The organism is Thalassospira profundimaris (assembly GCF_003326675.1).
Classification (GTDB): Bacteria; Pseudomonadota; Alphaproteobacteria; order Rhodospirillales; family Thalassospiraceae; genus Thalassospira; species Thalassospira aquimaris.
This window is the reverse complement of sequence record NZ_JPWF01000017.1, coordinates 31526-58446: the sequence shown is the minus strand read 5'-3', so window position 1 is coordinate 58446 and position 26921 is coordinate 31526. Positions and strand designations below refer to the sequence as shown.

The window sequence follows — 26921 nt, the reverse complement described above, 5'->3', positions numbered from 1 at the left end:
CTTTTCGAGTTTACGACAGCGTTTTTGTACGGTCGGAGGCCGGTTGTCTAAGCTGTGCTCCTTCTTCCAAAAGGGCAGGGCTTCCCAGATGTTTGACCACATGAAGCATCTGGGTGCAAAGGGCTTCGATCAGGTTGGTTTTCGGGCTGTCATGACGAACCAGAATACCAACCGGGCGGCTTTCCAGGCTTTTGATGGGGATTTCTTTTACCGTCACCGGGTTGGGGGCCTGCACACAGCGGCGCGGAACAACGGCGACGCCAAGGCCGTGATAAACCATGGTTGAAATCATCTGAATCCCGTCAAGTTCCATGGCCTCGTTCACCGTGATTTTTTCACGAACCAGCCAGTTATCGATCAATTGACCGGACCACAAGGACCGGCTGATGCGGATGAACGGGAATGTTTCAAGAATTTCGCGTGGATCATCCATATCCAGATCAATCGGCACCAGCAATTGATAGGGTTCCTCGGCAATCTTGTGAAAGACCAGCTGCGACCCCAAAACCGGCGGACGGCCGATAAAGGCAGCGTCAATTACGCCGCGATCAACCGGGGCTACCAGATTGGCCGAATGCCCCGGTGCAGCCTGAATATGCAGGTGCGGATAGATGGATCGCATCTGCTTGATGGCATGGGGAACAACACCGGTCATGGCGGTGAACATCGCCCCGATATTCAGTTCACCTGTCACGCGTTCCTCACCGCGTGCCAGACGCCGTAATTCTTCATAGGCATTCAGCACTTCAATGGCTTTGGGAACGATCAAACGGCCCCGCGCATTCAATTCCGGGATACGTTTTCTCCGATCGAAAATCTCGACTCCCAACTCGTCTTCGAACTGCTTCATCTGCAAGGAAACGGCAGATCGGGTCAGATGTTCGTTGGCGGCTGCCGCGGATAAACTTCCATGTTTGGAGATCGCAATCAGGGTTTTCAGGCGACGGATCGACACAGAATTTCTCCGGATAAAGATTGGATTTTTTCAAGCGCTTAGAGTGATCAGGCTGATTGAACGGCGCATCGATGCAGGTATCGAAAAATCTTATCGTAAAATAAAATTGACACAACGGTAAATATTACTCGATTGCGTAAAGTATCTTTGACTGAATAACGTCCCTTCACGATGTCAGCGCGGTGCTGACACAGAATGTATCTGCAAAGTGAATGGTAGTCTGGTCCACATGGAGCTGATGCTGCCTTTTGGGTAGCCACCATGTGCCGGGACAAGATAATGAGCAAAATTCAGTCCCCTTCTTCTTTCGATCCCCGCAATAGCAAGCTGCGCGAAACCAAGCCTTCGGCCTCGCTCGAAGCAGCCCAGTTGGCGCGCGATCTGCGCGCCCAGGGACGGCGGGTGATTTCGCTGGCGACCGGTGAACCCGATTTCCCGACGCCCGATCATATCAAGCAGGCTTGCATCGATGCGCTTGCTGCAAATCACACCGGCTATCCCCCGGTTCCGGGCATTCCGGCCCTTCGCGAAGCAATTTGCGAAAAATTCCGTAACGACAACAATCTGAACTATGCGCCAAATGAAGTGATTGTCGCCAACGGCGTCAAACAGATCATCTTCAATGCCCTGGCTGCAAGTCTGGAGCCGGCACAGGAAGTCCTGATTCCTGTGCCGGGCTGGGTCAGCTATAGCGAGATGGTGCGTCTTAATGGCGGTGTTCCGGTCGAATTGCCGACCCGCTATGAAGACAATTTCCGTCTGCGTCCCGAAGACCTTGAAGCCGCCATTACGGACAAGACCCGTTGGTTGCTGTTGAACAATCCGTCCAATCCGACCGGCACCATCATGTCCGAACAGGACATCCGTGCATTGGCTGAGGTTCTTGAACGCCATCCGCATGTGATGGTGCTGAGCGATGATATCTACGAACATATCCGTTATGGCGATGTACCGTATTTCACCATCGCCCAGGTTTCCGACGCGATGAAGGAACGGACCCTGACGGCAAACGGTGTGTCCAAATCCTGGTGCATGACCGGATGGCGTATCGGTTTTGCGGCCGGTCCGGCTGCTTTGATCGAAGCCATGCGCGTCTATCAGGGGCAGACCACCGGTGGCGTTATGCATCCCGGACAGTATGGCGCGGTTGCAGCCCTGAACGGGCCGCGTGATTTCATGGACAGCAATCTTGCCGAGTTCCAGAAACGCCGCGATCTCGGGGTCAAACTGATCAACGAGACTGACGGTCTGGAATGTCATGTTCCTGATGGGGCGTTTTACCTGTTTGTAAAATGCGCGGATCTGATCGGTGCAACGACACCGGCCGGAAACGTCATTTCAACCGACGCAGACCTGACGCGTTACTTCGTTGAAGAAGCCGAAGTCGTCTGTGTCCCCGGCGCTGCTTTTGGCATGTCGCCATTCTTCCGTATTTCGTTTGCCTGCAAATCAGAGGTGCTTGAAGAAGCGCTTCTTCAAATTCGTGCGGCAATCGGCAAGCTTGAATTGAAGACAAAGGAAGCTTGAAATGAGCTTTGACTTCTCGATCAATCCCGTAAATCACCCGCTTTCTGCGGAGTTCGTTGCAAAGTTCCGGGATGTCTCATCACCGGTGGCCAATGATTGTTATGGCCGTCGCAACATCATGAACGCAGCGATCAAGCCGGTGCGCAAAGGAATGCGTATCTGTGGTCGTGCCGTCACGGTTTCGATGCCGCCAGATGACAACCTGATGATGCATGCGGCCCTGCATTCGGCCGAGCCGGGCGATATCATCGTTGCCAACACATCAAATGACCGGTTCTCGGGCGTTTGGGGCGAGTTGATGACCCGTGCGGCAATGTCGCGCAATCTTGGCGGACTGGTTCTGGACGGCATGTGCCGCGACAGCGACTGGATCGCGCAAAGCGGCTTCCCGGTATTTTCATGCGGCACCTGTGCGCGTGGTTCGCGCAAGGAAGGTCCGGGGCACGTCAACATCCCTGTTGCTTGCGGCAATGTGGTCGTCAATCACGGTGACATCATCATTGGTGACGATGACGGCGTGATGGTCATTCCCCATCAGGATGCCGAAGCACTTCTGCCGCTGTGTCTCGACAAGTTGACCAAAGAAGCCGGTCGCATCGAAAGCATCAATTCAGGTTCTGCCAAACCATCGTGGCTGATGCCTGCACTGGAAGGATGGCAGAGCCGATAATTCGGCCTGTCTTTCCAAACTTTTCCTACATAAATACTAGGCTTCATAAAGGAGAGATAAGAATGAAACGCTATATGTTGCCAATCGTGGCCGCTGGTATGATGTTCAGCACGGCTGCGTTTGCACAATATCCTGAAAAGGACATTACCGTCATCGTGCCTTATGGCGCAGGCGGAGGTAGCGATATCATGGTTCGTACCGTTGCACCGTATATCGAGAAATATCTTGATGGCGATGTCAGCGTCGTTGTCGAAAACCGTACCGGTGCATCGGGCATCGTCGGTTGGCAGGCTCTTCATGATGCCAAGCCGGACGGATACACCATCGGTATCATCACCACGCCGTCCATCGTGACCAAGCCGATCGAAGGCAAAGCCAAATTCACCTGGCAGGACTTTACCCTGATTGCCAACATGGTGACCGATCCGGCCGCCCTGAACGTTAAAAAAGGCAGTGACTTCAAAAACGTTACGGACCTGGTCGAATACGCAAAAGCCAATCCGCGCGTTGTCACCATGGCGACCGGTAACTTTGGCGGTGATGACCATCTTGCAGGTTTGCAGCTTGAAGCGCTGACCGGTGCCGAGTTTACCTTTGTTCCGTTCCCGGGTGCCGCCGCACGTAACGCGACCATGGGTGGTCATGTTGCTGTTGGCAGCTTCAACCTTGGCGAAGCGGTAAACTATCAGGAATCCGTCGATATTCTTGGTATCATGGCTGACAAGCGTTCGGACATTGATCCGAACATCCCGACCCTGAAAGAACAGGGCTTTGATATCATTGCATCGTCACAGCGTGGTTTTGCCGGTCCGAAAGGCATGCCGGAAGAAGCTGTTAAGGCACTTTCCGATGCGCTGAAGCAGGCGCTGGCTGATCCGGAATTCCAGCAGGACGCCAAGGATCAGGGTGTTGTCCTTGACTTCGCAGATCAGAAAGCGTTCACCGAGGGCCTGGCTGCATTTGATAAAAACATGCGTGCCATCTGGGATAAGACCCCCTGGCTTAAGTGATTCTGATTTGAAAGGAAGGACATCTTGAAAACGATACACAATGATGTCGTTCTCGGCACGAGCGTGGCGGTTCTCGCCGCGCTCGGTTGCTGGAGGGCAATGGACTTTGGTGCCGATGCCCGCGTGTTTCCACTCCTTGTTTTGATGCCGGCCACTGTTATCGGTGTGCTGATTGCTGTCCGCGGGCAAATGCGCCTTTGGCGTGAACGCGATAATCCGCGCTTCTTTGTGAATCCGATCCGTTTCTTTCAGATCGTCTTCATCATGGGGCTGGCGCTGTTCGGATTGCAGTATCTTGGCTTCCTGACAACATCGGCGATAACAATCCCCGTCATCAGTTTCCTGCTGGGTTTCCGCAAACCGCTGCCCGTCTTTGTGACGACAGGCCTGTTTCTTGTGATTGTCTATATCGTCTTTATCCAGATCCTGTCGCGTCCGTTGCCGGCTGAAATCTGGACGTGGCTCGGAAATTGATATGGACCTTTTCACTCCTTTATTGAATGCCATCCCGGCAGTCATGACCTTTCCCAACCTTCTGGCGATGGTTGGCGGGGTTTTGGCCGGTATTATTGTCGGCTCTTTGCCGGGCCTGACAGCGACGATGAGCATCGCGGTTCTGTTGCCGCTGACCTTTGCCATGGACCCGCTTGTCGCGCTTGGCATGATGGCCGGTATTTACAATGGTGCGATGTATGGCGGGGCGATCCCGGCCATTCTGTTGCGCATTCCCGGAACACCCGCGGCAATTGTGACCACCTTTGACGGCTATCCGCTGGCCCAACAGGGCAAGGCCGGTTACGCGTTACAGATTGCACTTCTGTCATCGGCCTTTGGCGGGATGATGAGTGCCGTGGCAATGATGATTTTGGCACCGCCCTTGTCACTTGTGACACTTGCCTTTGGTCCACCCGAAGTATTCTGGGTTGGTATCTTTGGCATGGCGGCTGTGTCAGTCTTTCTGGGTGATGATTTACCCAAGGGATTGCTGGCAGCTTTGCTTGGCCTGTTTGTCGGGATGATCGGCCTTGACCCGGTCATGTCAACCGATCGCTTTACCTTTGGCGCGCTTGAACTTGAATCGGGTATCGATATCGTTGTTCTGATGGTTGGTCTTTATGCCATTCCGCCTTGCATCGATATGGCCGAGGAAACCTTCCGCAAGGCAAAGACGGGTCAGAAGCTTGAATTTGCGCCCTTCATGCAAACCGTGCGCGAAATTCCGCGTTTCTTCAAGGTTTGGAGCTGGGCCTATATTTACGGCATCTTTGTCGGACTTCTGCCCGGTGCCAGTGGCAGTTTTGTCTCGTTCCTTGCCTATGAACGCGCCAAGAAAATGTCCAAGGACCCGCAATCGTTTGGCAAAGGCAATCCCGAAGGTGTGGCCGCATCCGAATTTGGCAATAATGCCGATAATGCCGCGGCTTTGATCCCGACTGTGACGTTGGGTATTCCCGGCAGTTCGGTTGCGGCAGTGATCATGGGCGGGCTTTTGGTGCATGGCTTGCAGCCGGGCCCGGATCTGTTCCGCAACAGTGCCGATATCATCTATGGCTTCATGATCCAGATGTTCCTGACATCGCTGATCCTGATCCCGCTGGGTGGATCGTTTGCGACCAACCTGTTTGCGCAGGTACTGCGCATTCCGCGTCCGCTTCTGATCGGGTTGATCCTGTGTCTGAGTATTGTCGGGGCCTATTGCGTTCAGAACTCGATCTTTGATGTCTGGCTGATGTTCGGTTTCGGGTTGCTTGGATACGTCATGAGCAAAACCGGCCTGCCGCTGGCACCGGTTGCACTTGGTGTCATTCTTGGACCGCTGATCGAAAGCAACTTGCGTCTGTCGCTGCTGCTGGATGTGCGTAATGAACATATTCTGTTCACACGTCCGATCTGCATGGTTCTGATTGCCTTGCTGGTGCTGACAACCGTCTTCCCGCCATTGTGGAAACGTTTTTCAGCGCGGCGGAAAAAGGCACAGGATGCTGCCTGATCCGGTATGAGACCCGAATAAAAAAAGCTGCGGCAGAAACTCTGTCGCAGCTTTTTCTTTGAATGGATATACCCCCGGTCGGTATTTCAGGTTGCTGTTCGTGCAGCCGGGGGGAAGAAAACCCGACCGGGGGACGCGCCCCGGGGTAAGGGCGCGGCAGATCTTGTTATTTGGACCGATAGGTGTCGTGGCAGCCTTTGCAGGTTTTGCCAAGATTGCCCATTGCAGCACCCATTGCCGATTTGTCACCGGCTGCGGCCGCCATTGCCAGGGCCGCTTCTTTGAGTTCCGGGAAGCGTCCCGAAAAATCATCCCAGTCCGACCAGACTTTCTCGGTTGCGGTGGTTTTCACCGTTGCGCCCATGGTTTTGGGTTCGAACGCTGCCGGCCCACTTGCCGCCGCAAAGGCAATGCCGTTGGCAAGGTTGCGCAAAACCGGATCAGGAAGATCACATTGCCCCTTAAGGTAGCAACCAAGCGTTCCCATTGCGCCACCGATCCCGTCCATCAACATCTGGCGGTTTTGTACGGCACTATTATCCATCATCTCGTCAGCATTGGCGTTGATCGGCATAACGGTACTTGCTGCGATCATCGCACTGAACAGTCCGGCAGTAACAAGGTGCTTCATGGCTTCTCTCTGTTATCGTTTGCTGGCTCTCTCTGGTCGCGAAATGGCGTTTGTTTCTTACCTTTATAAGAAGCATCTTGTTGCTTCACACCCTTCGCAGGGCTTAGTGTCCCAGTTGCGCCCCAAAAACCGGAATCACAAGCGCGTGAGTAGAAAGATTTTTTCGTCTTATGCGCCAAAGGAACCACCAAGCTATGTCGTTCGCCGCCCCGCATGATGCTTCGACCGCCAATGAAACCGCGATCCGCGAAGGCCGCGCACGTGCGCGCGCGCTGATCCGCGAATGGGACCTTAAACACGCCTATATCAATGGTGCCTGGCAGGATGCCGACAGCCGGGAAACCTTGGATGTAATCGACCCGGCACGTGGTGATGTGATCGGGGCAGTGCCGTTTATGCGCACGTCCGAAGCAAGACGGGCGATTGATGCGGCCCATGATGCCTTTGCCGGATGGTCGCGCAAACTGGCCAAGGAACGGGCGGTAATCTTGCGCCGCTGGCGTGATCTGCTTGAGGCCCATCAGGAAGACCTTGCCGCACTGATTACCCTTGAACAGGGTAAACCCTATGATCAGGCCTTGCGCGAGGTGATCGGCGCAATTGCCTATGCCGAATGGTATGGCGAAGAAGCCAAGCGCGCCTATGGCCAAACCATGCCGGCAACCCAGCGCGACCGTCGTGTTGTTGTGCAAAAGCACCCGGTGGGTGTTGTTGCGGCAATTACGCCCTGGAACTTTCCGTTGACCATGGTGGTGCGCAAATGCGCACCAGCCCTTGCCGCGGGGTGCACCGTGATTGTCAAACCGGCCGAGGATACGCCGCTTTCAGCCCTTGCCGCGGCCAAGCTTGCCGAACAGGCGGGTTTCCCGGCGGGCGTCTTTAACGTCGTTACCGGATTGCCGCAACCGATTGCCGAGGCCCTGACAGGGGATGAACGGGTTCGGATGTTGTCCTTTACCGGCTCGACCGAGGTTGGCAAACGGCTTATGGCGCAATGTGCCCCGACCATGAAAAAACTGTCGCTGGAACTTGGCGGCAATGCACCTTTCATTGTCATGGATGATGCCGATATTGATGCCGCCGTTGCCGGGGCGATGATTTCAAAATTCCGCAACAGCGGTCAGACCTGTGTATGTGCCAACCGCATCTTTGTGCAGGATGGTGTTTACGATGCCTTCGTTTCAAAGTTCATCGCCGCCAGCAAGGCCCAGACCATCGGCAACGGCTTTGTGCCGGGCACTGAAATAGGACCATTGATCAATCGTCAGGCGGTGGCAAAGGTCGAACGTCTTGTTGAAAATGCCCGCAAGGCAGGTGCGACACTTGTTTATGGCGCCGAACTTCCGGGCGAAGGCCATTTTGTCCGCCCGTTGGTAATGACCGATGTGCCACATGATGCCGATTGCTTTGACGAGGAATTGTTTGCCCCGGTGGCCCCGATTTATCGGTTCTCGACCGAGGCCGAGGTGATCGAACTTGCCAACCGGGTGCGTACCGGCCTGTCGTCCTATTTATATAGTCGCGATATCGGACGTATTCAGCGGATCGCAGATCGTCTGGAAACCGGTGTTGTTGGCATTAATGACGGGACCACCAGCCACGAAGGCGCACCATTTGGCGGTGTGAAGGAAAGCGGGCAGGGTCGGGAAGGCGGTCATTGGGGATTTGAGGAATATCTGGAGCCCAAATACCTCAATTACGCGATTGGCTAGCACCGCGGCCCGGGAGGAAAATCTTCCCTGCAAAAACCGTCCAAAATCAAAGATCGTAAAACGGCAATTTCCCATCGGGTTATTGCCGTTTTCTGTTTTTGTTGGAGCCATGCAAAATTGTTTGGTCGGACTCCGGCAAAGAAATCACCGGATTTTGACGCATTTGGTGAAAAAACACCTCGGACAAAGCCTTTTTAGCGGGTGTTTCTTCTGCGCTATCCCGGCTTGGGGCAGGCTGCGAACGGCAGAAATCGGTAATTTACAATAATCTGAAGTGCCGATTTCGGGGGCGGCGCTGCAAAATATCAAGCAAATCAAGGCTGTTAATTGTCATGGGACAATCATGCGCGTCATGCATGAGAAAATTGTGGCAGGAATGTTTCATGATATGCGCAAAGTGCATGGGTGGAGTGAGGAATCTCTGCTCGTGGGAATGCACAAACAGGCGTAAACCCGTTTTCAGAGAATACAACGCAAAACCCAAGCGCGATTGGCGCGGGATGCTTTTGAAAGGAAACGGACATGAAAATGTATCGTGATTATGACCTGGTTGCCCTGCAGCGCGAAGCAGAACATCTCCGTGCCGCAGCAATGCGCAACATGTTTATGGCGATCGTACGCAAAGTTGGCGCTCTGTTCGGCGCAAACCGCAAGCCCCAGGGCGGCGTACCGGCTGGCGCATAATTTCGCCACCACAAAAATTCCGGTGCCAGTTCGTCTGGTATCTTAAAAGCACCTCCGCAATCCTCCCTGGCGGAGGTGTTTTTGTATGTGTGCTTCACCTTGGCGCAACACCCGGTTATTACATAGGGAACACCCCACCAGAATTCCGGAGAAGTTGGTTCCCATGAAACTCGCCCATTATGCCTTTGGTGAAGAAAATAAAGACAATGGGACGGTTGTGATCGTTCATGGTCTGTTTGGTCAGGCCCGGAACTGGACCGCGATTGCACGGCGTTTGGCCGAAAAATACCATGTCGTCACCGCCGATTTGCGCAACCACGGGCGATCAGGCTGGGATATGGAAATGACGTATCAGGCGATGGCATCCGATCTGGCCGAGCTGATCCGTGATGTTTCCGACAAACCGGTCCATCTTGTCGGGCATTCGATGGGCGGCAAGGCATCCATGGTGTTGTCGCTTTCCAAGGATGCGGGGCTGATTGCCGATCTGGTGATCGTTGATATCGCGCCCGTTAGCTATGAACACGACTATACCGGTTACATCACCGCGATGCGCAGCGTTGATTTCGACGTCGTGACACGCCGCGCCGAAGTCGAAGATGCCATGTCTTCGGGCGTTTCTGAAAAAGGCATTCGCCAGTTTCTGGCCCAGAACGTCGCGACCGACAAGGACACGGGCAAAATGTTCTGGCAGGTCAATATCGATGCGATGGCAGAACATTTGGACGATATTACCGGCTGGCCGCAAGATGATGTTTCCGGGCAGTATGACGGTGATGTTCTGTTCATTGCCGGGGCGAATTCGCATTATGTCGACCCCAAAGACCGCCCCCATATCAAATCACTGTTTCCCAAGGCGGCCTTTACCAGCATCAAGGGGGCAGGGCATTGGGTCCATGCCGAAAAACCCGATGCGGTTTTGCTGACCCTTTCGGCCTTCCTGAAACGATAAATCACCTTTCCCGGAGCCACCCATGTCTGACCGCGATCTTCCCAAAGGCTGGTCCATCCCCGATCAGGAACATGTAAAGGTCGATGAAATCACTTGTCTGTCGGATAACTGGTATCACCTTTATCGGGTCGGGTTTGATCTGAAACGATCCGACGGAACATGGCAGCATCAGACACGCGAAGCCTATGAACGTGGCAATGGTGCGGGAATATTGCTGTATAACCGCGCCAACCGGACCGTGATCCTGACCCGGCAGTTCCGTTTGCCAAGCTTTGTGAATGGCAATGAGGACGGCATGTTGATCGAAGTGCCCGCCGGGTTGCTGGATGATCGTGATCCGGTTGCTGCGGTGGTGGCCGAAGTCGAAGAAGAAACCGGCTATCTGATTGGCAAGCCGCAAAAGGTCTTTGACCTGTTTATGAGCCCGGGTTCAGTAACCGAACGTTTGCATCTGTTCGTTGCCGAGGTCACCAATGATCACCGTGAAGGCGATGGTGGCGGTCTGCACGAAGAAGGCGAGGATATCCACGTTCTGGAAATCGCATTTGACGAAATCCTGCCGATGATTGCCGACGGACGTATCCGCGATGCCAAAACGGTCATCCTGCTTCAGCACGGCCTTTTGACCGGTCTTTTTGACTAGGCAGGATTACCAAGGCAGTTCCTGTCCGTTATAGGCAAAGAAGCCGCCGGAATTTTCGGCGGTTAGTCCGTCAATCACTGCAAGCATATTGGCTGTGGCTTGCGCCGGGCGTTGCACATTCAATCCCGATTTCGCAAATGGTCCCGAAAGTTCGGTATCAACGGTGCCCGGATGCAGGGCGATGCAAAGGGCTTCCCGTTTGCTGCGCGCCAGTTCAATTGCCGTGCATTTGACCAGTTGATTCAAGGCGGCCTTGGCGGCGCGATACCCATACCAGCCGCCCATGCGATTATCGCCAATACTGCCAACTTTGGCCGACAAGGTGGCAAACACCGATTTGCCTTGCCGTGGTAAAAGCGGGCAAAAATGCTTCATCAGCAATGCCGGGCCAATCGCGTTGATCTGAAACTGCTTGGCCATGTAATCGGCATCAATCTGACGCAATGATTTTTCGGGTTGGAACTGCTCGTCATGCAGATAGCCGGTAGCATCAATGATCAGGGAAATGTTGCAGCCCAGATCGCGCGCGTGACTTTTGGCGTCTTCGGCACAGGCTGCGATGCTGTGCGGATGTGTAAGATCAAGGCACGGGTCCGTGGCGCGGGCATATTCCAGAACCTTGGCAAAGTGGCTGCTTGCATGAAGCAGCTCCACAAAGGCGCGGCCAATGCCCCCGGTCGCGCCAATCGCAATGGCAATATCATTTCGGGCAAAGCTTTGCAGAGAAACTGGGGATGTATCGGACATGACAGACCTTGTGATGGTTCTCTTTTCCCTTACGCAAAGATTTGATGTCCGGTTCAGATAGGGGACGCCAAAGCGTCTGTAATATGAGTCATATTTGACGCATGCAGTTGTTCTTTTGGGTTGAATTTGTCCCATATGATTGTCGGATAATGGGAGGTGGTGGATAGAAAAAGGATATTTAAATCAATCGATTAACTTGTTTTCCTGATAAAATCCGCCTTGGCATTGTGATTGCTATTCCCTTGACGCCGAGCAATTCGGCAAACGTTCAAGGAGGGAACAATGCAAGAAACAAAACAACAAAATCTGCATCATCTGGGCTACGCATCGCGCAATCATTTCGCGAAGGCCAAAATGCTCGGGGTCGTTGTTGCCGCACTGGTATTCAGTGCGCCATTGTCATCGCATGCATCTGATGTGATGGATGGGGCTGTGATCGTCAAAGACGTCAAAGTCTATATTGATCCGGCGAAGTTTGACTCGACCCTGTATCTGGCACCGCCACCCAAAGGCACATTTGCCGAGGACGATCTTGATATCGTCCTGAAATGGCAGGAACGCCGAACACCGGAACTCGAACAGCAGGCAATCCGTGATTCCGAACAAAGCGTCTTTAACTGGGACGATGTGCTTGGTGCGGATTGGAAGGCCGAGAACTTCCCGATTGCTAAGCAGTTCTTTCACCAGGTCTATAAGACCGAAAGCAACCTGAACAAGCAGGGCAAGGAGAAATGGGATCGTGCGCGTCCGGGCACGGTCAGCGAGAAGGTGTCGGCAGTTTCCGAATTTAAAAACTATGGATCATATCCAAGCGGTCATTCGGCATTCTCGCATTTCACCGCCATTGTTTTAGCCGACATGATCCCAGAACGGCGCGATGAAATCATGCAGCGCGGTTGGGACCTTGCCTATAACCGGGTGATTGGCGGGGTTCACTTCCCCAGTGACATTGAAGCCGGACGTTTGCTGGGCGCGATCTGCGCCGTCATGGTGCGCGATAATCCGGCTTTCATCGCCGATTTCAACGAAGCCAAAGCCGAAGTCCGCAAGGGCCTTGGTCTTGGCATGTAAAGACATGCGGGCATTTAGTGCCTGATCAGAAGGCAGGAACCGCATGGCAGTGTGCGGTTCCTGTTTGTCTTTGCGGTATCAGGTTTTCTCGGCGGGGAGAGTGTTCTCTGTCTCTTCGGGTTCACCGCGTTCATCGCGCATGATTTCAAACAGGGTTTCATTCTGGGCGCGCAAAGTGTCGATATAGCTTTTATCAACGCCGTTTTCGTTCCAGCGGGTACGCAATTTTTCAAGCGTTTCAAAGTCATGCTTGCGGAAGGCTGATTTCTTGCGATCCGCACGCGCCGTCGACAGACCCAGTTCAACAAGCGCGTCCCGTCCGAGATTAAGCGCACTTTCAAACGTCTCGCGTTCGACGCAATGGGCGCCGGCATTTTCAAGCTCATAGACGTGATGGCGATCAAGTGCACGGGCAAGAATGCGAACATTTGGATAATGTTTGGCGACATGTGTCACCAGTTCGGTCAGTTTGTCGCGGCCGTCAATGGCTGCCACAAACAGCTTGGCATTTTCGATCCCGGTTGAATGCAGGATATCGGGGCGTGTTGCATCCCCGAAATAGGCTCGAAAGCCGACGCGCCCAAGCCGTTCAATCAGTTCCGGATCGTGGTCAAGAACCACGACGTTATAGCCATTGGTCCCCAAAAGACGGGTGATGATCTGCCCAAACCGCCCGATGCCCGCAACAATGATATCGCCGGGCTTTTCGATTTCGTCAGCTTCGCGGCTATGGGTTTTTACAAGCCGCGGGGCCAGAAGACGTTCATATACGATAAAGGCAACCGGCGTCAGGAACATGGTCAGCGCAACCGCAAGCGTCATTTTCTGGGCAAGTTCGGTGGGCAAAACCCCAACCCCATAGGCCATGCCAAAAAGTACAAAGGCGAATTCACCAGCCTGTGCAAGCCCAAGGGAAAACAGCATTCGATCCGCACCACACATCCGAACGATGGTGGCAATCGCAAACAGGACAATTGATTTCGCCGCCATGATACCAACGGCAATGGCGATGAGGATGCCGGGTTGATCAAACAGCAGATTGAAATCAATACCGGCCCCGACTGTCAGGAAAAACAGGCCAAGCAACAATCCCTTGAACGGTTCGATATCGCTTTCAAGTTCGTGGCGATATTCGCTATCGGACAGGACAACACCGGCCAGAAATGTACCAAGGGCCGGGCTGAGGCCAATTGCATTCATCAGCAATGCCGTGCCAACAACAAGTAACAGGGCCGCGGCGGTAAAGATTTCGCGCAAATGCGCCTTGGCAATAAAGCGGAACATCGGCTGGATCAGGTAACGCCCGCCAAAAATGATCGATGCAATGGCGGCAATGATCACGACGGGCTGCGCCCAGTCCGGCACCATATCAAGCAACATGCCGGTATGTTCCGGATCGTGATCAACGCCCGAGCCAAGCGATGAAACTGCCAAAAGCGGCATGATCGCCAACATCGGGATTACGGCGACGTCCTGGGTCAGCAATACGGCAAAGGCGCTTTTGCCGCCAACGGTGCCAAGCCATCCCTTTTCGCCCAGTGTTTGCAAGACGATGGCTGTGGATGACAGGGCCAGGATCATGCCGATGGCAATCGCCTGTTGCCAGACCAGACCAAACGCCATGCAGGCAGCGGCGATCAGCGCAGTGGTGGCCAGAACCTGAAGCCCGCCAAGGCCGATCAATTGTCCGCGCATCGACCAAAGCATGGCCGGGCGCAGTTCCAGACCGACCAGAAACAACATCATGACAACACCGAATTCGGCGAAATGTTGAAGGTCAGCGGCCTCGGCCCCGACAATGCCAAGCACCGGCCCGATCATGACCCCTGCAATCAGATATCCAAGTACCGAACCAAGGCCCAGACGTTGTGCCACGGGAACCGTGATCACCGCAGCAACAAGATAAATGAAGGCAGAGGAAAGGATTTCCATAAGGCGGGCTCCGGCATGGTCAGGTAAGGCAGATCGGATTGATCAAGTCGTTATATGCTAACTGTTTTTGCTGCTTTTTTAGAATGGTTTTATCGCGTTGAGGGCTTCACTGCGGATATCCATCCATCTGATTTTCGGTCGGGATATGCCGTCTGCCAATTTTGCATGAAAAAAGCCGCCCGTTTGATGCGGGCGGCTTTTGATCGTTCTGAATGCGTGCCTATTCGGCGGCATTGATATGGGTAACATTCGGGGCGCTGCGTGCGCCTTTGCCCTCGTGGTCGTGGCGACGAATGAATTCCTTGATACGCGGGCTGATCTGTTCGCGCCAGCGACGTCCGTTAAATACGCCGTAATGGCCGACACCCTGTTGCAGGTGATGCATACGCATATTGTCAGGCAGGTTGCTGCAAAGTTTGTGTGCCGCACGGGTCTGACCCATGCCGGTAATGTCGTCGCGTTCGCCTTCAACCGTCAAAAGGGCGGTTTTGGTAATCGCGGACGGATCGACCGGGACACCCTGCCAGCGCATGGTCCCTTCGGGCAGGCTGTGTTCATGGAACACGACCTTAAGGGTCTGAAGATAGAACTCGGCAGTCATATCCATGACGGCCAGATATTCCTGATAGAAGGATCGCTTGGCTTCGGCACTTTCGCCGTCCCCTTCGACCAGGTGCAGGAACATGTCATGGTGGGCCGATACATGGCGGTCCCAGTTCATGCTCATGAAACCGGCAAGCTGCATGAAGCCCGGATAAACCCGTCGCATCACACCTGCGTGGGGCAGGGGCACATGCGACAGAACATGACGTTCGAACCAGTCAAGATTATGCTGCTTGGCGAAGTTGTTCACTTCGGTCGGGTTTTCGCGCGTATCAATCGGCCCGCCCATCAGCGTCATGGATGCCGGTTGGCATTTTTCATTACCCGCGGCCATCAGGGATGCGGCGGCAACCACCGGCACAGATGGCTGACACACGGCGATCATGTGGGTGTTCGGGCCAAGCTTGCGCAGGAAGCGCATCAGATAATCGATATAGCTATCAAGGTCGAAATGGCCCTGATGAACCGGGACGGTACGCGCATCGATCCAGTCGGTGATGTAAACATCATGATCGGGCAGCAATGCCTCGACCGTGCCGCGCAGCAATGTTGAAAAATGCCCGGAAAGCGGTGCGACAAGCAGCACGCGCGGGTCATCGGGCTGGGTTTTCAAGTGATCGGTTTCGCGCTTGAAATGCAACAGATCACAGAAGGCTTCGCTATGAACGACTTCTTCGGTGATCGGAACGGTTTCGCCATCAATGATCGTGGTTTCAAGACCGAATTCCGGTTTGCCGTACCGGTGGGTGAAATGGGTGAACACGTCACATGCTGCGGCGGCTGCTCGACCCTGATGGGTATAGGACAGCGGATTGGCCGGATTGCGCAGCCACTTTTTGCTGGCATCTGCGGCCATGCGAAGCGGGCTTATTGTGGCGTGCTGCAATTCATAAAGGTGATACAGCATTTACTCTCACTCCCGGGTGATCGGCTTTTGGGCCTTTGTCACCGATTGGTTAGGGCTTCTCATCCTGTCTTTTGTCATGTTGCCATCAGGTTGCGGGACACGACATGGTCTTTTGGGCCCGTTCCTCCGAGCGGAACGATGGATCAAGAGATGCGGTAAATCTGCGCAATCAAATGATCAGGAACCCTGTTATTGCTCAAAAGCCTACGATAGTTCAGGCCGGTTGCAATAGCCATAAAGTATGATGAAAATCCGATTTATCGTTTTCTGGACTGATTCAAGCGAAAATTCGGCGATCTGTCGAGTTAAATTTTGCGATGCAGCGTAAGTTGTTGCGATGCAACAAGTGTTTTAAGCCTGAAATGATTGTGTAATCGGTTTGTTCCAACTGCAAGGCAGACTCGTTCCGGTCATGGTTTCAGGCCGCCTTTCCAAAAGTATCGGACAAAGAAAAAGCGCTGCTATCGGGGAATAGCAGCGCCAAGTCGTGCGGAGTATATTTTAGGCGGTTGAGGCCCACAAAGGGAAGTTGGGCATTGGGGAAGCTCTGGTCGGCAGGCGGGACAGGGTTGGGTGCGGGGTTGCCTGCCGACCAGATGCCCGTGATGGACTAAAGCGATGGTGGCTTAAGGTCCGGGCCTCACAGATTTCAAGTCGACTTCAATAGAGAACGTTTAAACAAGACCGCGAAGGCTTTGTGCCATGCCCAAGGCGATCACAAACAGGAAGAAACCTGTACTTCCGACAATCGCTACAGTGCTGCAAAGCTCGTTCAGGCGGGTCGGGTTTTCGATCAGTTTGTGCATGGTCTGTCCTCCTCAATCTGTCTGAGGAAAACATACTGTTCTGACTTTGTTCTCGCAAGAACAAAATTGGAACATTGTGGTGTTTTTATGATTAAGTTATTGAATTATATTGATTTATATATGTTCTCAAATGTTCTCATTTTGCGCCTGAAAATGAGAACATCGGTCGAGACTCCGGGGAATCGGGTTGAACAGGTGCCGCAGAAACCCTCGTTTTTGCGCGAGTCTTCATAAACAGGCTGATCTGCAAAGACGGACAGGCACAACTATCACAGGTTCTGTGCCGGGTTGTGTCGTGATGCTGTTAAAGTTCGTCATCATTCTGCATAGTTTCGGACATCATGTTTCCAGATTTGAAGCCGGAGGTTGTGGATGAGCGAGCAGACTGAGCAGACCGACCTGAAACCCGAGCAGGTAGAATTCTATTCCGACAAGCTCTGCTTCCTGTGGGAGCAATATATGAAGTTTCTCGGTATCGGAATATTTGCCTCAGGCGCGACGATTGCAGTTCTTTTGAACGGAGCGATGCAGGGGCTGGTGACAGAGGATGTTCTAGTGGTTTTCTGTATTGCAATTATTTCAGCAGGGGTGGGAGGGCTGTGTTTCCTGCTGTGTCGCTGGCTTAGTCAAATCGTGATGGAACGGCAGGTTTATGCTGATCCGATTCTGGCCAAGAAATATTTCAGCCTTGTAGGCAGCCAAGAGCCATCAGCGCTCCGCTGGCCTGAACGTGTGAACAAGTATTACCGGTTTAACAACGGTGTGAAGTTTGTTGCCGCTATATCGCTGCTAGCTTCCTGGGTTTGCGGAATCTGGACCATCCTGATCAAAGTGTCCTAGAAAAGATGGGCTGTGATACGGATGGCCTGAAACGGTGAAATCTCTGTGAAATCCGGTTTTTAATGGTTTTAACCAACCACCGGAATTGTGTATTGTTCTGGTGGTTGCGGAACTGGTTTCGCAACAAATTGTTACGGTTCAACCAGATTCCGGTAAAGCATCCGGTTTTGCGTTTGATCGCAGTGGTCTTGCCCCCAGAGATCGTGTAACAGTGCGCTTTGTGACCGGTACGTCGCAGCCTTGCTGATCAGGACACAGCATCGCTGATTGAATCGGTACAATTGATCAGGCAATCGAATGCTGCCATGAAAAATCCCGTTGGCAGCAGTTCCCGATCGCGGAAATGCGTATTGTCTGATCGGCAAAGACAAGCCGGCTTTGAACCATTTGTGGCGTTTGCCAATCTGGTTCAGCCAGCAAAAGTAAAAGCATCATCGGAAAATCCGGTGATGTGATCACGGCAAAGGCCGTGTCCCGGTAGCCTGCCAGGATCATTCGATCCGGGGTCCCACCTTGGCGACGGGAAGGAAACGTTGGAAGGCTAAGGGCAGAATGAAACAAAGGCTTAAGCATCGTATCGCTGATATCGTGATTTTCGGTGGGACCGGAGATTTGGCGTTACGGAAATTGTTCCCCGCACTGTATGAAATGGAACGTACCGGGCGTTTCGATGATGAAACCCGCATCTTTGGCGCTTCGCGCAGCGAACATAGCGACGAGGAATTCCGGTCAAAACTGGAAGAAGCCGGAAAGAAATTTATCCCCAAGGGCGAGTTTGAAGCCGACATCTGGACCAAATTCGCAAGCCGCATTTCCTATGTGCAGGTTTCTGCCGGGGACGAAGCAGGCTTCAAGGTTCTGTATGACAAGCTTTCCGATCAGCCGGATCGTGATCGCGTCTATTATTTCTCGACCAGCCCGTCTTTGTTTGCCGACATGGCCTTTAACTTGAAAAAGGTTGGTCTGGTCACGCCGAATTCCCGTGTCGTGCTTGAAAAGCCGCTGGGCCACGATCTTGAAAGCTGCCGTGAAATTAACGGCCAGATTGGTGAAGTGTTCGAGGAAAACCAGATTTTCCGTATCGACCATTATCTTGGCAAGGAAACGGTGCAGAACCTTATGATCCTGCGCTTTGCCAATGCGATGTTCGAACCGCTCTGGAACAGTGCGCATATCGATCACGTTCAGATCACCGTGGGCGAGGAAGTCGGGGTCGAAGGGCGCTGGTCCTATTATGATGATGCCGGTGCGATGCGCGATATGGTGCAGAACCATATGTTGCAGTTGCTGTGCCTTGTCGCGATGGAAGCCCCCTATGTCCTTGATCAGGACGCGGTGCGCGATGAAAAGGTCAAGGTGCTTAAGGCCCTGCAACCGATCACGGATGCCAATATCGATAGCGCGACCGTGCGCGGCCAGTATCGCAAGGGTGCGGTTGGCGGCAAGGAAGTGCCGGGTTACCTTGAAGAAGAAGGTGCCAATGTCGACAGCACGACCGAAACCTTTGTTGCCATCCGGGCCGAGTTGAATAACTGGCGCTGGGCCGGGGTTCCGTTCTATCTGCGTACGGGGAAACGTTTGCCCAAACGTCATTCGGAAATCGTGATCCAGTTCCGTGACGTTCCGCACCAGATTTTCCCGCTGGCCAAATCCATGACCAACTATCAGGCCAACAAGCTGGTTCTGCGTTTGCAGCCCGATGACGGTATCCATCTGGTTCTGAACAACAAGAACCCGGGGCCGGGTCTTGTCCGGTTGCGTCCGACCGCCCTTAACCTGTCCTTTGCCGAGGCCTTTGGCGGGCGAAGCCCGGATGCCTATGAACGTCTTTTGCTTGATGCGATTGATGGCAATAACACGCTGTTCGTCCGCCGCGATGAACAGGATATTGCATGGCAGTGGGTCGATGCGATTCAGGAAGCATGGCAAAACAACCATGTCACGCCCAAAGGATACACTTCTGGAACGTGGGGGCCGTCCGCAGCCATTGCGCTGATCGAACGTGATGGACGGACCTGGAACGAAGAAGCCGGGTTCTAGGATTGTGATGCCCCGACCTGTGGCCGGGGCGACACATATTCTCCATGACCCCAATTCGGGAAGAAAACATGATTAACGAACGCATTTTTAAAAGCGGCGATGAAATGCTTGCGGCAATGGTCAAGGAGACCGTTGAACGTCTTGAATTTGCCATCGCAACCCGTGGCCATGCCAGTATTGCGGTTGCGGGCGGGCGTTTCCCGAAACCGCTTTTCCAGACGCTTTCAACCGCACGTCTTGACTGGTCCAAAGTCACCGTGACCCTTGGCGATGATCGCTGGGTCGGGCTTGATGATGATCAGTCCAACGAAAAGCTGGTGCGCGACAATCTGTTCATCAACGAGGCACAGAATGCGCGCTTTGTGTCGCTGAAAACATCCGATAGCAACCCCGAAGACGCAGAAGGCACCGTAAGTGCCCGTCTGCGAACCGAAATGCACTGGCCGCTTGATATCGTCTTTTTGGGGATGGGGGATGACGGTCATACCGCATCGCTTTTCCCGTCCTCGACACCCGAAGCCCTGCGCAAGGGGCTTTATCCCGAACATGGCGAAATGGTTGCTGCTGCACGCCCGACGGTATCCCCGGTCCCGCGGATCAGCATGACTTTGCCCGCCATTCTTAACGCCCGGTACATTGGTATCCATATTACCGGACACTCCAAATGGTCGACCTTTGAAATCGCGAAAAACGGCACCGAAATCGAAGAAATGCCGGTTCGCGCAATTTTGCAGCAGACCGACGTTCCCGTCGATCTGTGGTGGAGCGCCGAGAACCCGAAAGGCTGAGCCCCATGAAACGTGAAATAGAACAGATTACAAAACGCATTATCGAGCGTTCCAAACCAACCCGCGAAGCATATCTTGCCAAGATCGAGGCGGCGGCTTCTGATCGTCCGCATCGATCCTCGCTGTCTTGTGGTAACCTTGCCCATGCTTCGGCGGGCTGTGGTGCGGCCGAAAAGGCCCGCATCAATGGCGACGAGGGTGCAAACCTTGGTATCGTTACATCCTATAACGATATGCTGTCTGCCCATCAGCCGCTGGGTGTCTATCCCGACCGGATCAAAAAGGCCGTGTTTGAAGCCGGGGCAACCGCGCAGGTTGCCGGTGGTGTTCCCGCCATGTGTGATGGCGTGACCCAGGGCCGTCCGGGCATGGAACTGTCCCTGTTCTCGCGCGATGTGATCGCGATGTCGACGGCGGTTTCCCTGTCGCACGATGTGTTTGACGGTGCGCTTTATCTTGGTGTCTGTGACAAGATCGTTCCGGGTCTTGTCATGGGGGCGCTTTCCTATGGTCATATTCCGGCGGTATTTGTTCCGGCCGGTCCGATGCCATCGGGTTTGCCCAACAATGAAAAGGCCCGTATTCGTCAGCTTTATGCAACGGGCAAAGTCGGCCGCAAGGAATTGCTGGAAGCCGAAACCGCGTCCTATCACAGCCCGGGCACCTGTACTTTCTATGGAACTGCGAACTCCAACCAGATGCTGATGGAAGTCATGGGCTTGCATCTGCCCGGTGCGGCATTTGTTAATCCCAATACCGATCTGCGTGATGCCCTGACCGAAGAAGCCGCACGCCGTGCGCTTGCTATTACCAAGCTTGGCAATGACTATCGCCCGATTGGCAAAATCCTTGATGAAAAGGCGTTTGTAAACGGCATCGTCGGTCTTTTGGCAACAGGCGGTTCGACCAACCACACCTTGCATTTGCCGGCAATGGCGCGTGCCGCCGGGATCGAGCTTCGCTGGGATGACTTTGACGAATTGTCGCGTGTTGTGCCGTTGCTGTGCCGTGTTTATCCGAACGGTCAGGCCGATGTGAACCACTTCCATGCGGCTGGTGGTATGGGCTTTGTTATTTCCGATCTTTTGAAAAACGGCATTTTGCATCCTGATCTGGAAACCATTCATACGGGTGGCATGGCGGCCTATGGCACCGAGCCGTATCTCGACAATGGCAAGCTTGCCTGGCGTGATGCGCCTGCCAACAGCCACGATGAAGAAATCCTGCGCCCGACCGAAAAGGCATTCAGTGCCGATGGTGGCCTGCGGATGCTTTCGGGTAACCTTGGCCGTTCCGTGATCAAGGTTTCGGCGGTTAAGCCGGAAAACCGCGTGATCGAAGCACCGGCTGCGGTGTTTACATCCCAGGAAGCCATGATGGATGCCTTCAAGGAAGGCAAACTGCATCGTGACGTGGTCTGTGTTGTGCGCTTCCAGGGGCCGAAAGCCAACGGCATGCCGGAACTGCATAAACTGACCCCGCCGCTTGGTGTGCTTCAGGATCTTGGCTACAAGGTTGCTTTGGTTACCGATGGTCGTATGTCGGGTGCATCGGGCAAGGTTCCGGCTGCGATCCATGTAACACCCGAAGGCATGATGAATGGCCCGATTGCCAAGGTGCAGGATGGCGACATCATCCGTCTGGATGCAGAAACCGGCGAGTTGTTGCTTAACGTAACCGCCGAAGAGATGGAAAAACGTTCCTTTGCGACGTTCGATAACAAGGCCGAACATCAGGATGGCTTTGGCCGCGAGATGTTTGGTGTGTTCCGCGAACATGTTGGTTTGGCCGAACTGGGCGCCAGTGCAGCCTTCCCGGGGGAGGCTGAAGTCGCGTAATGCAGCTTGTTGGTGATATTGGCGGGACCAATGCCCGCTTTGCCTGGCTGGATGACGCTGGCAATCCCTTTACCCCGATGACATTGCCGGTGCGTGATTACGCCACCATCGGCGATGCCATGCGCGATTTCATGGCAAAGACAGATGCCACCGAACTGCGTGAATTCGCAGTCGCGGTGGCCTGTCCGGCCATGGCCGATACGATCAAATTCACCAACAATCCGTGGGTGTTCTCAAAAGAAGCGCTTAAGGCCGAATTCAATCTTGATCGTCTTGTCGTGGTCAATGATTTCACCGGCCTTGCGATGTCTGTGCCCTATCTGGGGCAGGAAGACCTGATCACGCTGTTTGACGGGCCGGGACGTCCGGGCCTGCCATTGGCAGTGATTGGTGCGGGAACCGGTTTGGGGGTATCGGGCCTGTTGCCTCATGAAGGTCACTGGTTGCCGATCCAGGGCGAAGGCGGGCATGTATCGCTGCCCGCTGTTGATGATCTTGATTACGAGATCGTCAAATTCCTGACCAATGAAATTGGCCGCGTGTCGGCTGAACGCATCCTGTCGGGAATGGGGATTGAAAACCTGTATCGTGCATTGGCCCATATTGATGGTGTCACCGTTGCACCCAAAACCGCGGCCGAGGTCGTGGACGGGGCGTTAAAGGATGGCGATGCCCTGTGTCTTCAGGTGCTGGAACGTTTCTGCCTGTTTATGGGCGGGGTTGCCGGTGATCTGGTTCTGACACTTGGGGCCTTTGACGGGGTCTTTATCGGTGGCGGCATTGGGCCGCGTATCGCCGAATACATGAAACAAAGCGGCCTGAAAGAGCGCATGATCGCCAAGGGCCGTTTCCGTGATTTGATGAATGATGTGCCGGTACGTCTGATGACGGCGAAATACCCGGCCCTGATTGGTTGCGCCAAGATTTTGACGGCCTGATCAGGCAACAGGAGGAATAGTTTATGAGCCTTTCATCGCGTGAAATTCTGTCCAAAGCCCCGGTTGTTCCGGTTCTGGTCATCGAAGACGTCAAAGACGCCGTTCCGTTGGCCAAGGCACTGGTTGCCGGCGGTTTGCCCGTTCTGGAAATTACCCTGCGTTCCGATGCCGCCGAAGAAAGCATCAAACGCATCATCGCCGAAGTTCCCGATGCGATCACCGGTGCAGGCACGGTAATCAATGCCAAACAGATGGAACGTATGGCCGAGATCGGTTGTGCCTTTGCCGTGTCGCCGGGCCATAGTGCCGGTCTGCTTAAGGCGGCTGCTGATACTGGTTGCCCGTTGCTTCCGGGTGCTGGCACGCCCTCGGAAATCATGAACCTTATGGATCATGGCTATGACACGTTGAAATTCTTCCCGGCGGAACAGCAGGGCGGTGTTTCAATGCTTAAAGCCATTTCCGGCCCGCTGCCGCAGGTCAAATTCTGCCCGACCGGCGGGGTTTCACTTTCCAATCTGGCAGATTATCTGGCGCTTCCGAACATCATCACCGTTGGCGGTTCCTGGGTTGCGCCCAAAGATGCGGTCAAGGATGGTGACTGGGCACGGGTCACCAAACTGGCGCAAGAGGCCACTGATCGGGTCAATGCCCTGCGCGGATAATGGATTTGATCTGCACGAAATAAAAAAGGGACCCAAACGGGTCCCTTTTTTGCTGGTCGCGCGGGTTGGTGGTGACGCGTGGGGATCAGCGAATAGTCGGCGCGGCAGAGGTTTGTGATATCCGTTCGACATACCAGCGTTCGCCGTCGAATTTGCGTTCCAGCCCGACATCAAGAAGCTGTGCGTCGTTAAGGGTGCTCAGAACTTCACGCTGATTTTTGCGTTTACGGGCTTCGACCGAATATTTGACGATCCGGTTAAACAACGCGCCGAATGGCATCCGTTTGGCAATCGGGTCAGTTGTGATATCGAACCGGTCATGTGCAGAAACCTGATGAGCCATAATGGCCTCCTGATATTTCTGATTGAGTTGCTTTGTTGATGGTTCGATCCTGACATATGCAAAATCAGACAGGAATTAGGTTGTTTTGCAGATTTAATGTGCAAAAATAATCAGAACTTCTGTTTCCTATTCTGGTTAAAGTGCATAGATGAACTGGAATGATCTGCGATATTTTCTTGTGCTTGCCGACGAAGGCACCCTTTCCGGGGCGGCGCGCCGCCTGCGCAAGGAACACACCACTGTTGCGCGCCGCATAGAGGCGCTTGAACATGATGTCGGCACCAAGCTTTTTGATCGGCTGCCGCGCGGCTGGCAATTGACGGCGGCAGGTGAAAACCTTGTGCCGGTGGCCGAACGCGTCGAGGAAGAAGCCCTTGCCTTTGAACGACAGGCCAAGGGCGATGAAGCCGCCCACGGGGTGGTGCGCATTTCCGTGCCACCCGTTGCCGGGCGTATTTTATTTGCGCCCCGGCTTGCCCGGTTGCTCAAGGCGCAAAAGGGGCTGGAATTCGAAATCATCGGGTCTTCGAATGTCGTCAATCTGGCGCGTCGCGAAGCCGACATTGCTGTGCGGATGGTAACGCCACGGGAACCGGGCTTGATTATCCGCAAGCTGGTCGAACTTGGTGTCGGGCTTTATGGCGCGGTGGGCTATCGCGATCGGGTGGCAAAGCGCGACTGGGAATATTGCGGATATGATGACACGGCCTATGGCACCTCGAAAAAGGAATGGGTGCGCAATGTTCTGGGCCGTGAATTACCTTGCCGGTTCCGGGCGGGGGATACTGAAACCGTTCGGCAGTTTATCGTGGCCGGTCACGGGGTTGGCGTATTGCCCAGATATCTTGGTGATCTTGATGACCGGCTTGAACTGATCCATGCCGATAGTGATGGTCAAAGCCGTGAAGTCGGGTGGATGGTGGTTCATCCCGATATGCGTCGTTCGCCCGGTGTGCGTCTGGTGATGGATGCGCTGATCAAGGCAGCAGAAGAAATCTCGGAAGAATTTCAGGTCTAGCATATGTGGTGGTTAATTCGGCCCGAAAGGTAAAAGGCCCCTGCAATGCAGGGGCCTTTGATGCCTGAGGGAGGCATGATGTGCCACGATGTCGATACCCCTATCGTTACCGTGGCGGGTATCAAAGCGTGTCGATTGCCAACCGGGAAACAGTTCGGACCCTTTTGGCCGCTTTGATTCTTCTAAAAACGCGGCAGTCCAACCTTTCCGTCGTGACCGCGTTCCAAACCGATATCGCGAAGCTGTTCATCGCTAAGCCGGGTCAGGGCCAGACGGCTTTGATAGCGTTTGTAGGCCGAGGCCATCGCATTAAGAATTGCCGGGATGATAGCGCTAACACCCTTGGTGGTAGCGGGGCGCGAGGCGGGGGAAGTCAGGCATTGCGCAATCATGTCCGGCGTGGATTTTGTCGAAACGCAACCAACGACGGGATTGCAATCGATCTGGTTTGAAATCGCCATTTTGATGCTCCTTGATCGTGTGGGCTGATTTGATGTCGCCAAGATTGACATGGGTGGAAATGCAGTGGAACTCCGATAAAATGCGCTATAGTTGTGCATTATTGCCCAGTTGTACCGACGGTACCCGGACGATAGGAAAGGGCACAGTGCCAAGGCTTTCATTGGCGGATTTGGTTAGATGGAGTGACAAATGAACTGGAACGACTTGCGGTTTTTTGTCGCTGTTGCGCAGGAAGGCACCCTTTCTGGTGCTGCACGCCGTCTTGGCAAGGATCACACAACAGTTGCCCGACGGATCGAGGCGCTTGAAGCCGATCTTGGTGCCCATCTGTTTGACCGGCTGGCAACCGGATGGCGATTGACCGATGCCGGTGAAAACCTTGTGCCGGTGGCGGGGCGCATAGAAGAAGATGTTCTGGCCTTTGAACGGCAGGCACGCGGGGATGAAACCGCACACGGCGTTGTGCGGATTGCCGTTCCACCGGCCGCGGGAAGGCTGCTGTTTGCACCACGTCTGGCAGAGTTGCTGCGTGATCAGAAAAATCTTGAATATGAAATTCTCGGATCAAGTGTCATTGCCAACCTTGCCCGGCGCGAAGCCGATGTAGCTGTGCGGATGGCAACGCCGGATCAAAGTGGCTTGATTGTCCGTAAACTGACCAATCTGCGTTTCGCGATATATGCGGCCAGGGGCTACACCACCCGGTTTGCGCGCAAGGATTGGGAATTTTGCGGCGATGGGCGCAATACCTTTGGCGATTATCAACAAGGCTGGGTCTGGCAAACGATTGATGCCAAATTGCCGATGCGGGTCAAGGCCGACGATACCCAGACGGTTCTGGCCTTTGTTGCCGCCGGGCATGGATTGGGTTTGCTACCGCGCTATATGGCCGACCTTGATGATCGTCTGGAAATGGTGTTTGACGACAAACTGGCCGAGGTCAGCAAACCTGTCTGGCTTGTCGTACATCCCGATATGCGCCGTTCGCCAGGCGTGCGTATGGTGATGGATGCACTGATCAAGGCAACCGAAAGCATCCCCGAAGCCTTCAAATCCTGAGTGCGCGCAATTGTTTTGCAGGATGACTGATCAGGTTATTGCCCTGATGCGTATGACATAACAGCGCAGGGCTTGGCCCTGTTTTGTATC

At 54.0% G+C, this 26921-nt stretch carries 26 protein-coding genes; 18 read left to right on the top strand and 8 right to left on the bottom strand.

All coding sequences use genetic code 11. The features are described 5' to 3' along the window. Positions 1-10: 10 nt before the first annotated feature. The gene (locus tag TH19_RS19385; RefSeq protein WP_114104003.1) at positions 11-955 is read right to left on the bottom strand and encodes a LysR family transcriptional regulator; all 945 of its coding nucleotides are present in this window, start codon (positions 953-955) and stop codon (positions 11-13) included. A gap of 279 nt (positions 956-1234) precedes the next feature. Between TH19_RS19385 and TH19_RS19380 the strand changes: the two genes are divergently transcribed. The 5 genes from TH19_RS19380 (at position 1235) to TH19_RS19360 (ending at position 6152) form a co-directional block, all read left to right on the top strand. Beyond that, positions 1235-2482, top strand: a complete 1248-nt coding sequence (locus TH19_RS19380) for a pyridoxal phosphate-dependent aminotransferase (RefSeq protein WP_114104002.1) — start codon at positions 1235-1237, stop codon at positions 2480-2482. 1 nt (position 2483) lies between these two features. Then, positions 2484-3152: an RraA family protein gene (locus TH19_RS19375; protein WP_114104001.1), complete on the top strand. Its 669-nt coding sequence runs from the start codon at positions 2484-2486 to the stop codon at positions 3150-3152. Positions 3153-3214: 62 nt separating this feature from the next. Further along, positions 3215-4162, top strand: a complete 948-nt coding sequence (locus TH19_RS19370) for a tripartite tricarboxylate transporter substrate binding protein (protein ID WP_181846488.1) — start codon at positions 3215-3217, stop codon at positions 4160-4162. Between the two features lie 24 nt (positions 4163-4186). Then, on the top strand, positions 4187-4636 hold the full coding sequence (locus TH19_RS19365; RefSeq protein WP_147250797.1) for a tripartite tricarboxylate transporter TctB family protein: 450 nt from the start codon (positions 4187-4189) through the stop codon (positions 4634-4636). Between the two features lies 1 nt (position 4637). Further along, positions 4638-6152 carry a tripartite tricarboxylate transporter permease gene (locus TH19_RS19360; RefSeq protein WP_114103998.1) on the top strand — a complete coding sequence of 505 codons (1515 nt, stop codon included), beginning with the start codon at positions 4638-4640 and terminating at the stop codon, positions 6150-6152. 166 nt (positions 6153-6318) lie between these two features. Here TH19_RS19360 and TH19_RS19355 read toward each other — a convergent pair whose 3' ends face one another. Further along, positions 6319-6783, bottom strand: a complete 465-nt coding sequence (locus tag TH19_RS19355; protein WP_114103997.1) for a c-type cytochrome — start codon at positions 6781-6783, stop codon at positions 6319-6321. Positions 6784-6977: 194 nt separating this feature from the next. On the opposite strand from TH19_RS19355, the gene TH19_RS19350 reads away from it, so the two are divergent. From TH19_RS19350 to TH19_RS19340, 4 genes are all read left to right on the top strand, one after another. Then, positions 6978-8495 (top strand): NAD-dependent succinate-semialdehyde dehydrogenase, encoded by a 1518-nt coding sequence (locus tag TH19_RS19350; RefSeq protein WP_114103996.1) that lies wholly within the window; start codon positions 6978-6980, stop codon positions 8493-8495. 522 nt (positions 8496-9017) lie between these two features. After that, positions 9018-9179, top strand: coding sequence for an RSP_7527 family protein (locus TH19_RS22820; RefSeq protein WP_181846487.1), 162 nt, complete (start codon positions 9018-9020; stop codon positions 9177-9179). 163 nt (positions 9180-9342) lie between these two features. Next, the gene (locus TH19_RS19345) at positions 9343-10131 is read left to right on the top strand and encodes an alpha/beta fold hydrolase (RefSeq protein WP_114103995.1); all 789 of its coding nucleotides are present in this window, start codon (positions 9343-9345) and stop codon (positions 10129-10131) included. A gap of 22 nt (positions 10132-10153) precedes the next feature. Further along, positions 10154-10774 carry an NUDIX domain-containing protein gene (locus TH19_RS19340; RefSeq protein ID WP_114103994.1) on the top strand — a complete coding sequence of 207 codons (621 nt, stop codon included), beginning with the start codon at positions 10154-10156 and terminating at the stop codon, positions 10772-10774. 6 nt (positions 10775-10780) lie between these two features. Here the strand turns inward: TH19_RS19340 and TH19_RS19335 are convergent, their stop codons facing one another. Then, positions 10781-11521, bottom strand: coding sequence for an SDR family oxidoreductase (locus TH19_RS19335; RefSeq protein WP_114103993.1), 741 nt, complete (start codon positions 11519-11521; stop codon positions 10781-10783). A gap of 282 nt (positions 11522-11803) precedes the next feature. Between TH19_RS19335 and TH19_RS19330 the strand changes: the two genes are divergently transcribed. After that, a complete protein-coding gene (locus tag TH19_RS19330) occupies positions 11804-12592 on the top strand; it encodes an acid phosphatase (RefSeq protein WP_114103992.1) in 789 nt (262 codons plus the stop codon). Between the two features lie 78 nt (positions 12593-12670). Here the strand turns inward: TH19_RS19330 and TH19_RS19325 are convergent, their stop codons facing one another. From TH19_RS19325 to TH19_RS23145, 3 genes are all read right to left on the bottom strand, one after another. After that, a complete protein-coding gene (locus TH19_RS19325; RefSeq protein WP_114103991.1) occupies positions 12671-14524 on the bottom strand; it encodes a monovalent cation:proton antiporter-2 (CPA2) family protein in 1854 nt (617 codons plus the stop codon). Between the two features lie 220 nt (positions 14525-14744). Next, a complete protein-coding gene (locus TH19_RS19320) occupies positions 14745-16034 on the bottom strand; it encodes a polyhydroxyalkanoate depolymerase (RefSeq protein ID WP_114103990.1) in 1290 nt (429 codons plus the stop codon). A 674-nt stretch (positions 16035-16708) separates the two neighbouring features. Next, positions 16709-16840, bottom strand: coding sequence for a hypothetical protein (locus tag TH19_RS23145; RefSeq protein WP_255355705.1), 132 nt, complete (start codon positions 16838-16840; stop codon positions 16709-16711). Between the two features lie 372 nt (positions 16841-17212). On the opposite strand from TH19_RS23145, the gene TH19_RS19315 reads away from it, so the two are divergent. The 6 genes from TH19_RS19315 to TH19_RS19285 all read left to right on the top strand — a co-directional run bounded on the left by TH19_RS19315 (position 17213) and on the right by TH19_RS19285 (position 23949). Beyond that, a complete protein-coding gene (locus TH19_RS19315) occupies positions 17213-17680 on the top strand; it encodes a hypothetical protein (RefSeq protein ID WP_114103989.1) in 468 nt (155 codons plus the stop codon). 552 nt (positions 17681-18232) lie between these two features. Continuing rightward, positions 18233-19720, top strand: a complete 1488-nt coding sequence (zwf, locus tag TH19_RS19305) for a glucose-6-phosphate dehydrogenase (RefSeq protein ID WP_114103987.1) — start codon at positions 18233-18235, stop codon at positions 19718-19720. A gap of 68 nt (positions 19721-19788) precedes the next feature. Then, positions 19789-20508, top strand: a complete 720-nt coding sequence (pgl, locus tag TH19_RS19300; protein WP_114104036.1) for a 6-phosphogluconolactonase — start codon at positions 19789-19791, stop codon at positions 20506-20508. 5 nt (positions 20509-20513) lie between these two features. Beyond that, positions 20514-22346, top strand: a complete 1833-nt coding sequence (gene edd / locus TH19_RS19295) for a phosphogluconate dehydratase (protein WP_114103986.1) — start codon at positions 20514-20516, stop codon at positions 22344-22346. Further along, on the top strand, positions 22346-23284 hold the full coding sequence (gene glk, locus TH19_RS19290) for a glucokinase (RefSeq protein WP_114103985.1): 939 nt from the start codon (positions 22346-22348) through the stop codon (positions 23282-23284). Before edd ends, glk begins: the two co-directional genes overlap by 1 nt. A 23-nt stretch (positions 23285-23307) precedes the next feature. Then, on the top strand, positions 23308-23949 hold the full coding sequence (locus tag TH19_RS19285; protein WP_114103984.1) for a bifunctional 4-hydroxy-2-oxoglutarate aldolase/2-dehydro-3-deoxy-phosphogluconate aldolase: 642 nt from the start codon (positions 23308-23310) through the stop codon (positions 23947-23949). Positions 23950-24034: 85 nt separating this feature from the next. Here the strand turns inward: TH19_RS19285 and TH19_RS19280 are convergent, their stop codons facing one another. After that, the gene (locus TH19_RS19280; protein WP_114103983.1) at positions 24035-24292 is read right to left on the bottom strand and encodes a DUF1127 domain-containing protein; all 258 of its coding nucleotides are present in this window, start codon (positions 24290-24292) and stop codon (positions 24035-24037) included. A 148-nt stretch (positions 24293-24440) separates the two neighbouring features. On the opposite strand from TH19_RS19280, the gene TH19_RS19275 reads away from it, so the two are divergent. Then, the gene (locus TH19_RS19275; protein WP_114103982.1) at positions 24441-25310 is read left to right on the top strand and encodes a LysR family transcriptional regulator; all 870 of its coding nucleotides are present in this window, start codon (positions 24441-24443) and stop codon (positions 25308-25310) included. Positions 25311-25492: 182 nt separating this feature from the next. Here the strand turns inward: TH19_RS19275 and TH19_RS22815 are convergent, their stop codons facing one another. Then, the gene (locus TH19_RS22815) at positions 25493-25771 is read right to left on the bottom strand and encodes a DUF1127 domain-containing protein (RefSeq protein WP_181846486.1); all 279 of its coding nucleotides are present in this window, start codon (positions 25769-25771) and stop codon (positions 25493-25495) included. A 190-nt stretch (positions 25772-25961) separates the two neighbouring features. Here TH19_RS22815 and TH19_RS19265 point away from each other — a divergent pair, with 190 nt between their 5' ends. After that, complete coding sequence (locus tag TH19_RS19265; RefSeq protein ID WP_114103980.1) at positions 25962-26831, top strand: LysR family transcriptional regulator; 870 nt, start codon at positions 25962-25964, stop codon at positions 26829-26831. Positions 26832-26921: the final 90 nt, after the last annotated feature.

What these genes read in the sequence shown, in the direction of transcription:
- TH19_RS19350 (WP_114103996.1), top strand. Translation starts at nt 6,978, where the DNA reads ATGTCGTTCGCCGCCCCGCATGATGCTTCGACCGCCAATGAAACCGCG.
- TH19_RS19380 (WP_114104002.1), top strand. Translation starts at nt 1,235, where the DNA reads ATGAGCAAAATTCAGTCCCCTTCTTCTTTCGATCCCCGCAATAGCAAG.
- TH19_RS19280 (WP_114103983.1), bottom strand. Translation starts at nt 24,292, where the DNA reads ATGGCTCATCAGGTTTCTGCACATGACCGGTTCGATATCACAACTGAC.
- TH19_RS19370 (WP_181846488.1), top strand. Translation starts at nt 3,215, where the DNA reads ATGAAACGCTATATGTTGCCAATCGTGGCCGCTGGTATGATGTTCAGC.
- TH19_RS19265 (WP_114103980.1), top strand. Translation starts at nt 25,962, where the DNA reads ATGAACTGGAACGACTTGCGGTTTTTTGTCGCTGTTGCGCAGGAAGGC.
- TH19_RS22820 (WP_181846487.1), top strand. Translation starts at nt 9,018, where the DNA reads ATGAAAATGTATCGTGATTATGACCTGGTTGCCCTGCAGCGCGAAGCA.
- glk (WP_114103985.1), top strand. Translation starts at nt 22,346, where the DNA reads ATGCAGCTTGTTGGTGATATTGGCGGGACCAATGCCCGCTTTGCCTGG.
- TH19_RS19330 (WP_114103992.1), top strand. Translation starts at nt 11,804, where the DNA reads ATGCAAGAAACAAAACAACAAAATCTGCATCATCTGGGCTACGCATCG.
- pgl (WP_114104036.1), top strand. Translation starts at nt 19,789, where the DNA reads ATGATTAACGAACGCATTTTTAAAAGCGGCGATGAAATGCTTGCGGCA.
- TH19_RS19320 (WP_114103990.1), bottom strand. Translation starts at nt 16,034, where the DNA reads ATGCTGTATCACCTTTATGAATTGCAGCACGCCACAATAAGCCCGCTT.
- TH19_RS19275 (WP_114103982.1), top strand. Translation starts at nt 24,441, where the DNA reads ATGAACTGGAATGATCTGCGATATTTTCTTGTGCTTGCCGACGAAGGC.
- TH19_RS19285 (WP_114103984.1), top strand. Translation starts at nt 23,308, where the DNA reads ATGAGCCTTTCATCGCGTGAAATTCTGTCCAAAGCCCCGGTTGTTCCG.
- TH19_RS19345 (WP_114103995.1), top strand. Translation starts at nt 9,343, where the DNA reads ATGAAACTCGCCCATTATGCCTTTGGTGAAGAAAATAAAGACAATGGG.
- TH19_RS23145 (WP_255355705.1), bottom strand. Translation starts at nt 16,840, where the DNA reads ATGCACAAACTGATCGAAAACCCGACCCGCCTGAACGAGCTTTGCAGC.
- TH19_RS19355 (WP_114103997.1), bottom strand. Translation starts at nt 6,783, where the DNA reads ATGAAGCACCTTGTTACTGCCGGACTGTTCAGTGCGATGATCGCAGCA.
- TH19_RS19335 (WP_114103993.1), bottom strand. Translation starts at nt 11,521, where the DNA reads ATGTCCGATACATCCCCAGTTTCTCTGCAAAGCTTTGCCCGAAATGAT.
- TH19_RS19325 (WP_114103991.1), bottom strand. Translation starts at nt 14,524, where the DNA reads ATGGAAATCCTTTCCTCTGCCTTCATTTATCTTGTTGCTGCGGTGATC.
- TH19_RS19315 (WP_114103989.1), top strand. Translation starts at nt 17,213, where the DNA reads ATGAGCGAGCAGACTGAGCAGACCGACCTGAAACCCGAGCAGGTAGAA.
- TH19_RS19375 (WP_114104001.1), top strand. Translation starts at nt 2,484, where the DNA reads ATGAGCTTTGACTTCTCGATCAATCCCGTAAATCACCCGCTTTCTGCG.
- TH19_RS19360 (WP_114103998.1), top strand. Translation starts at nt 4,638, where the DNA reads ATGGACCTTTTCACTCCTTTATTGAATGCCATCCCGGCAGTCATGACC.
- zwf (WP_114103987.1), top strand. Translation starts at nt 18,233, where the DNA reads ATGAAACAAAGGCTTAAGCATCGTATCGCTGATATCGTGATTTTCGGT.
- TH19_RS19340 (WP_114103994.1), top strand. Translation starts at nt 10,154, where the DNA reads ATGTCTGACCGCGATCTTCCCAAAGGCTGGTCCATCCCCGATCAGGAA.
- edd (WP_114103986.1), top strand. Translation starts at nt 20,514, where the DNA reads ATGAAACGTGAAATAGAACAGATTACAAAACGCATTATCGAGCGTTCC.
- TH19_RS22815 (WP_181846486.1), bottom strand. Translation starts at nt 25,771, where the DNA reads ATGGCGATTTCAAACCAGATCGATTGCAATCCCGTCGTTGGTTGCGTT.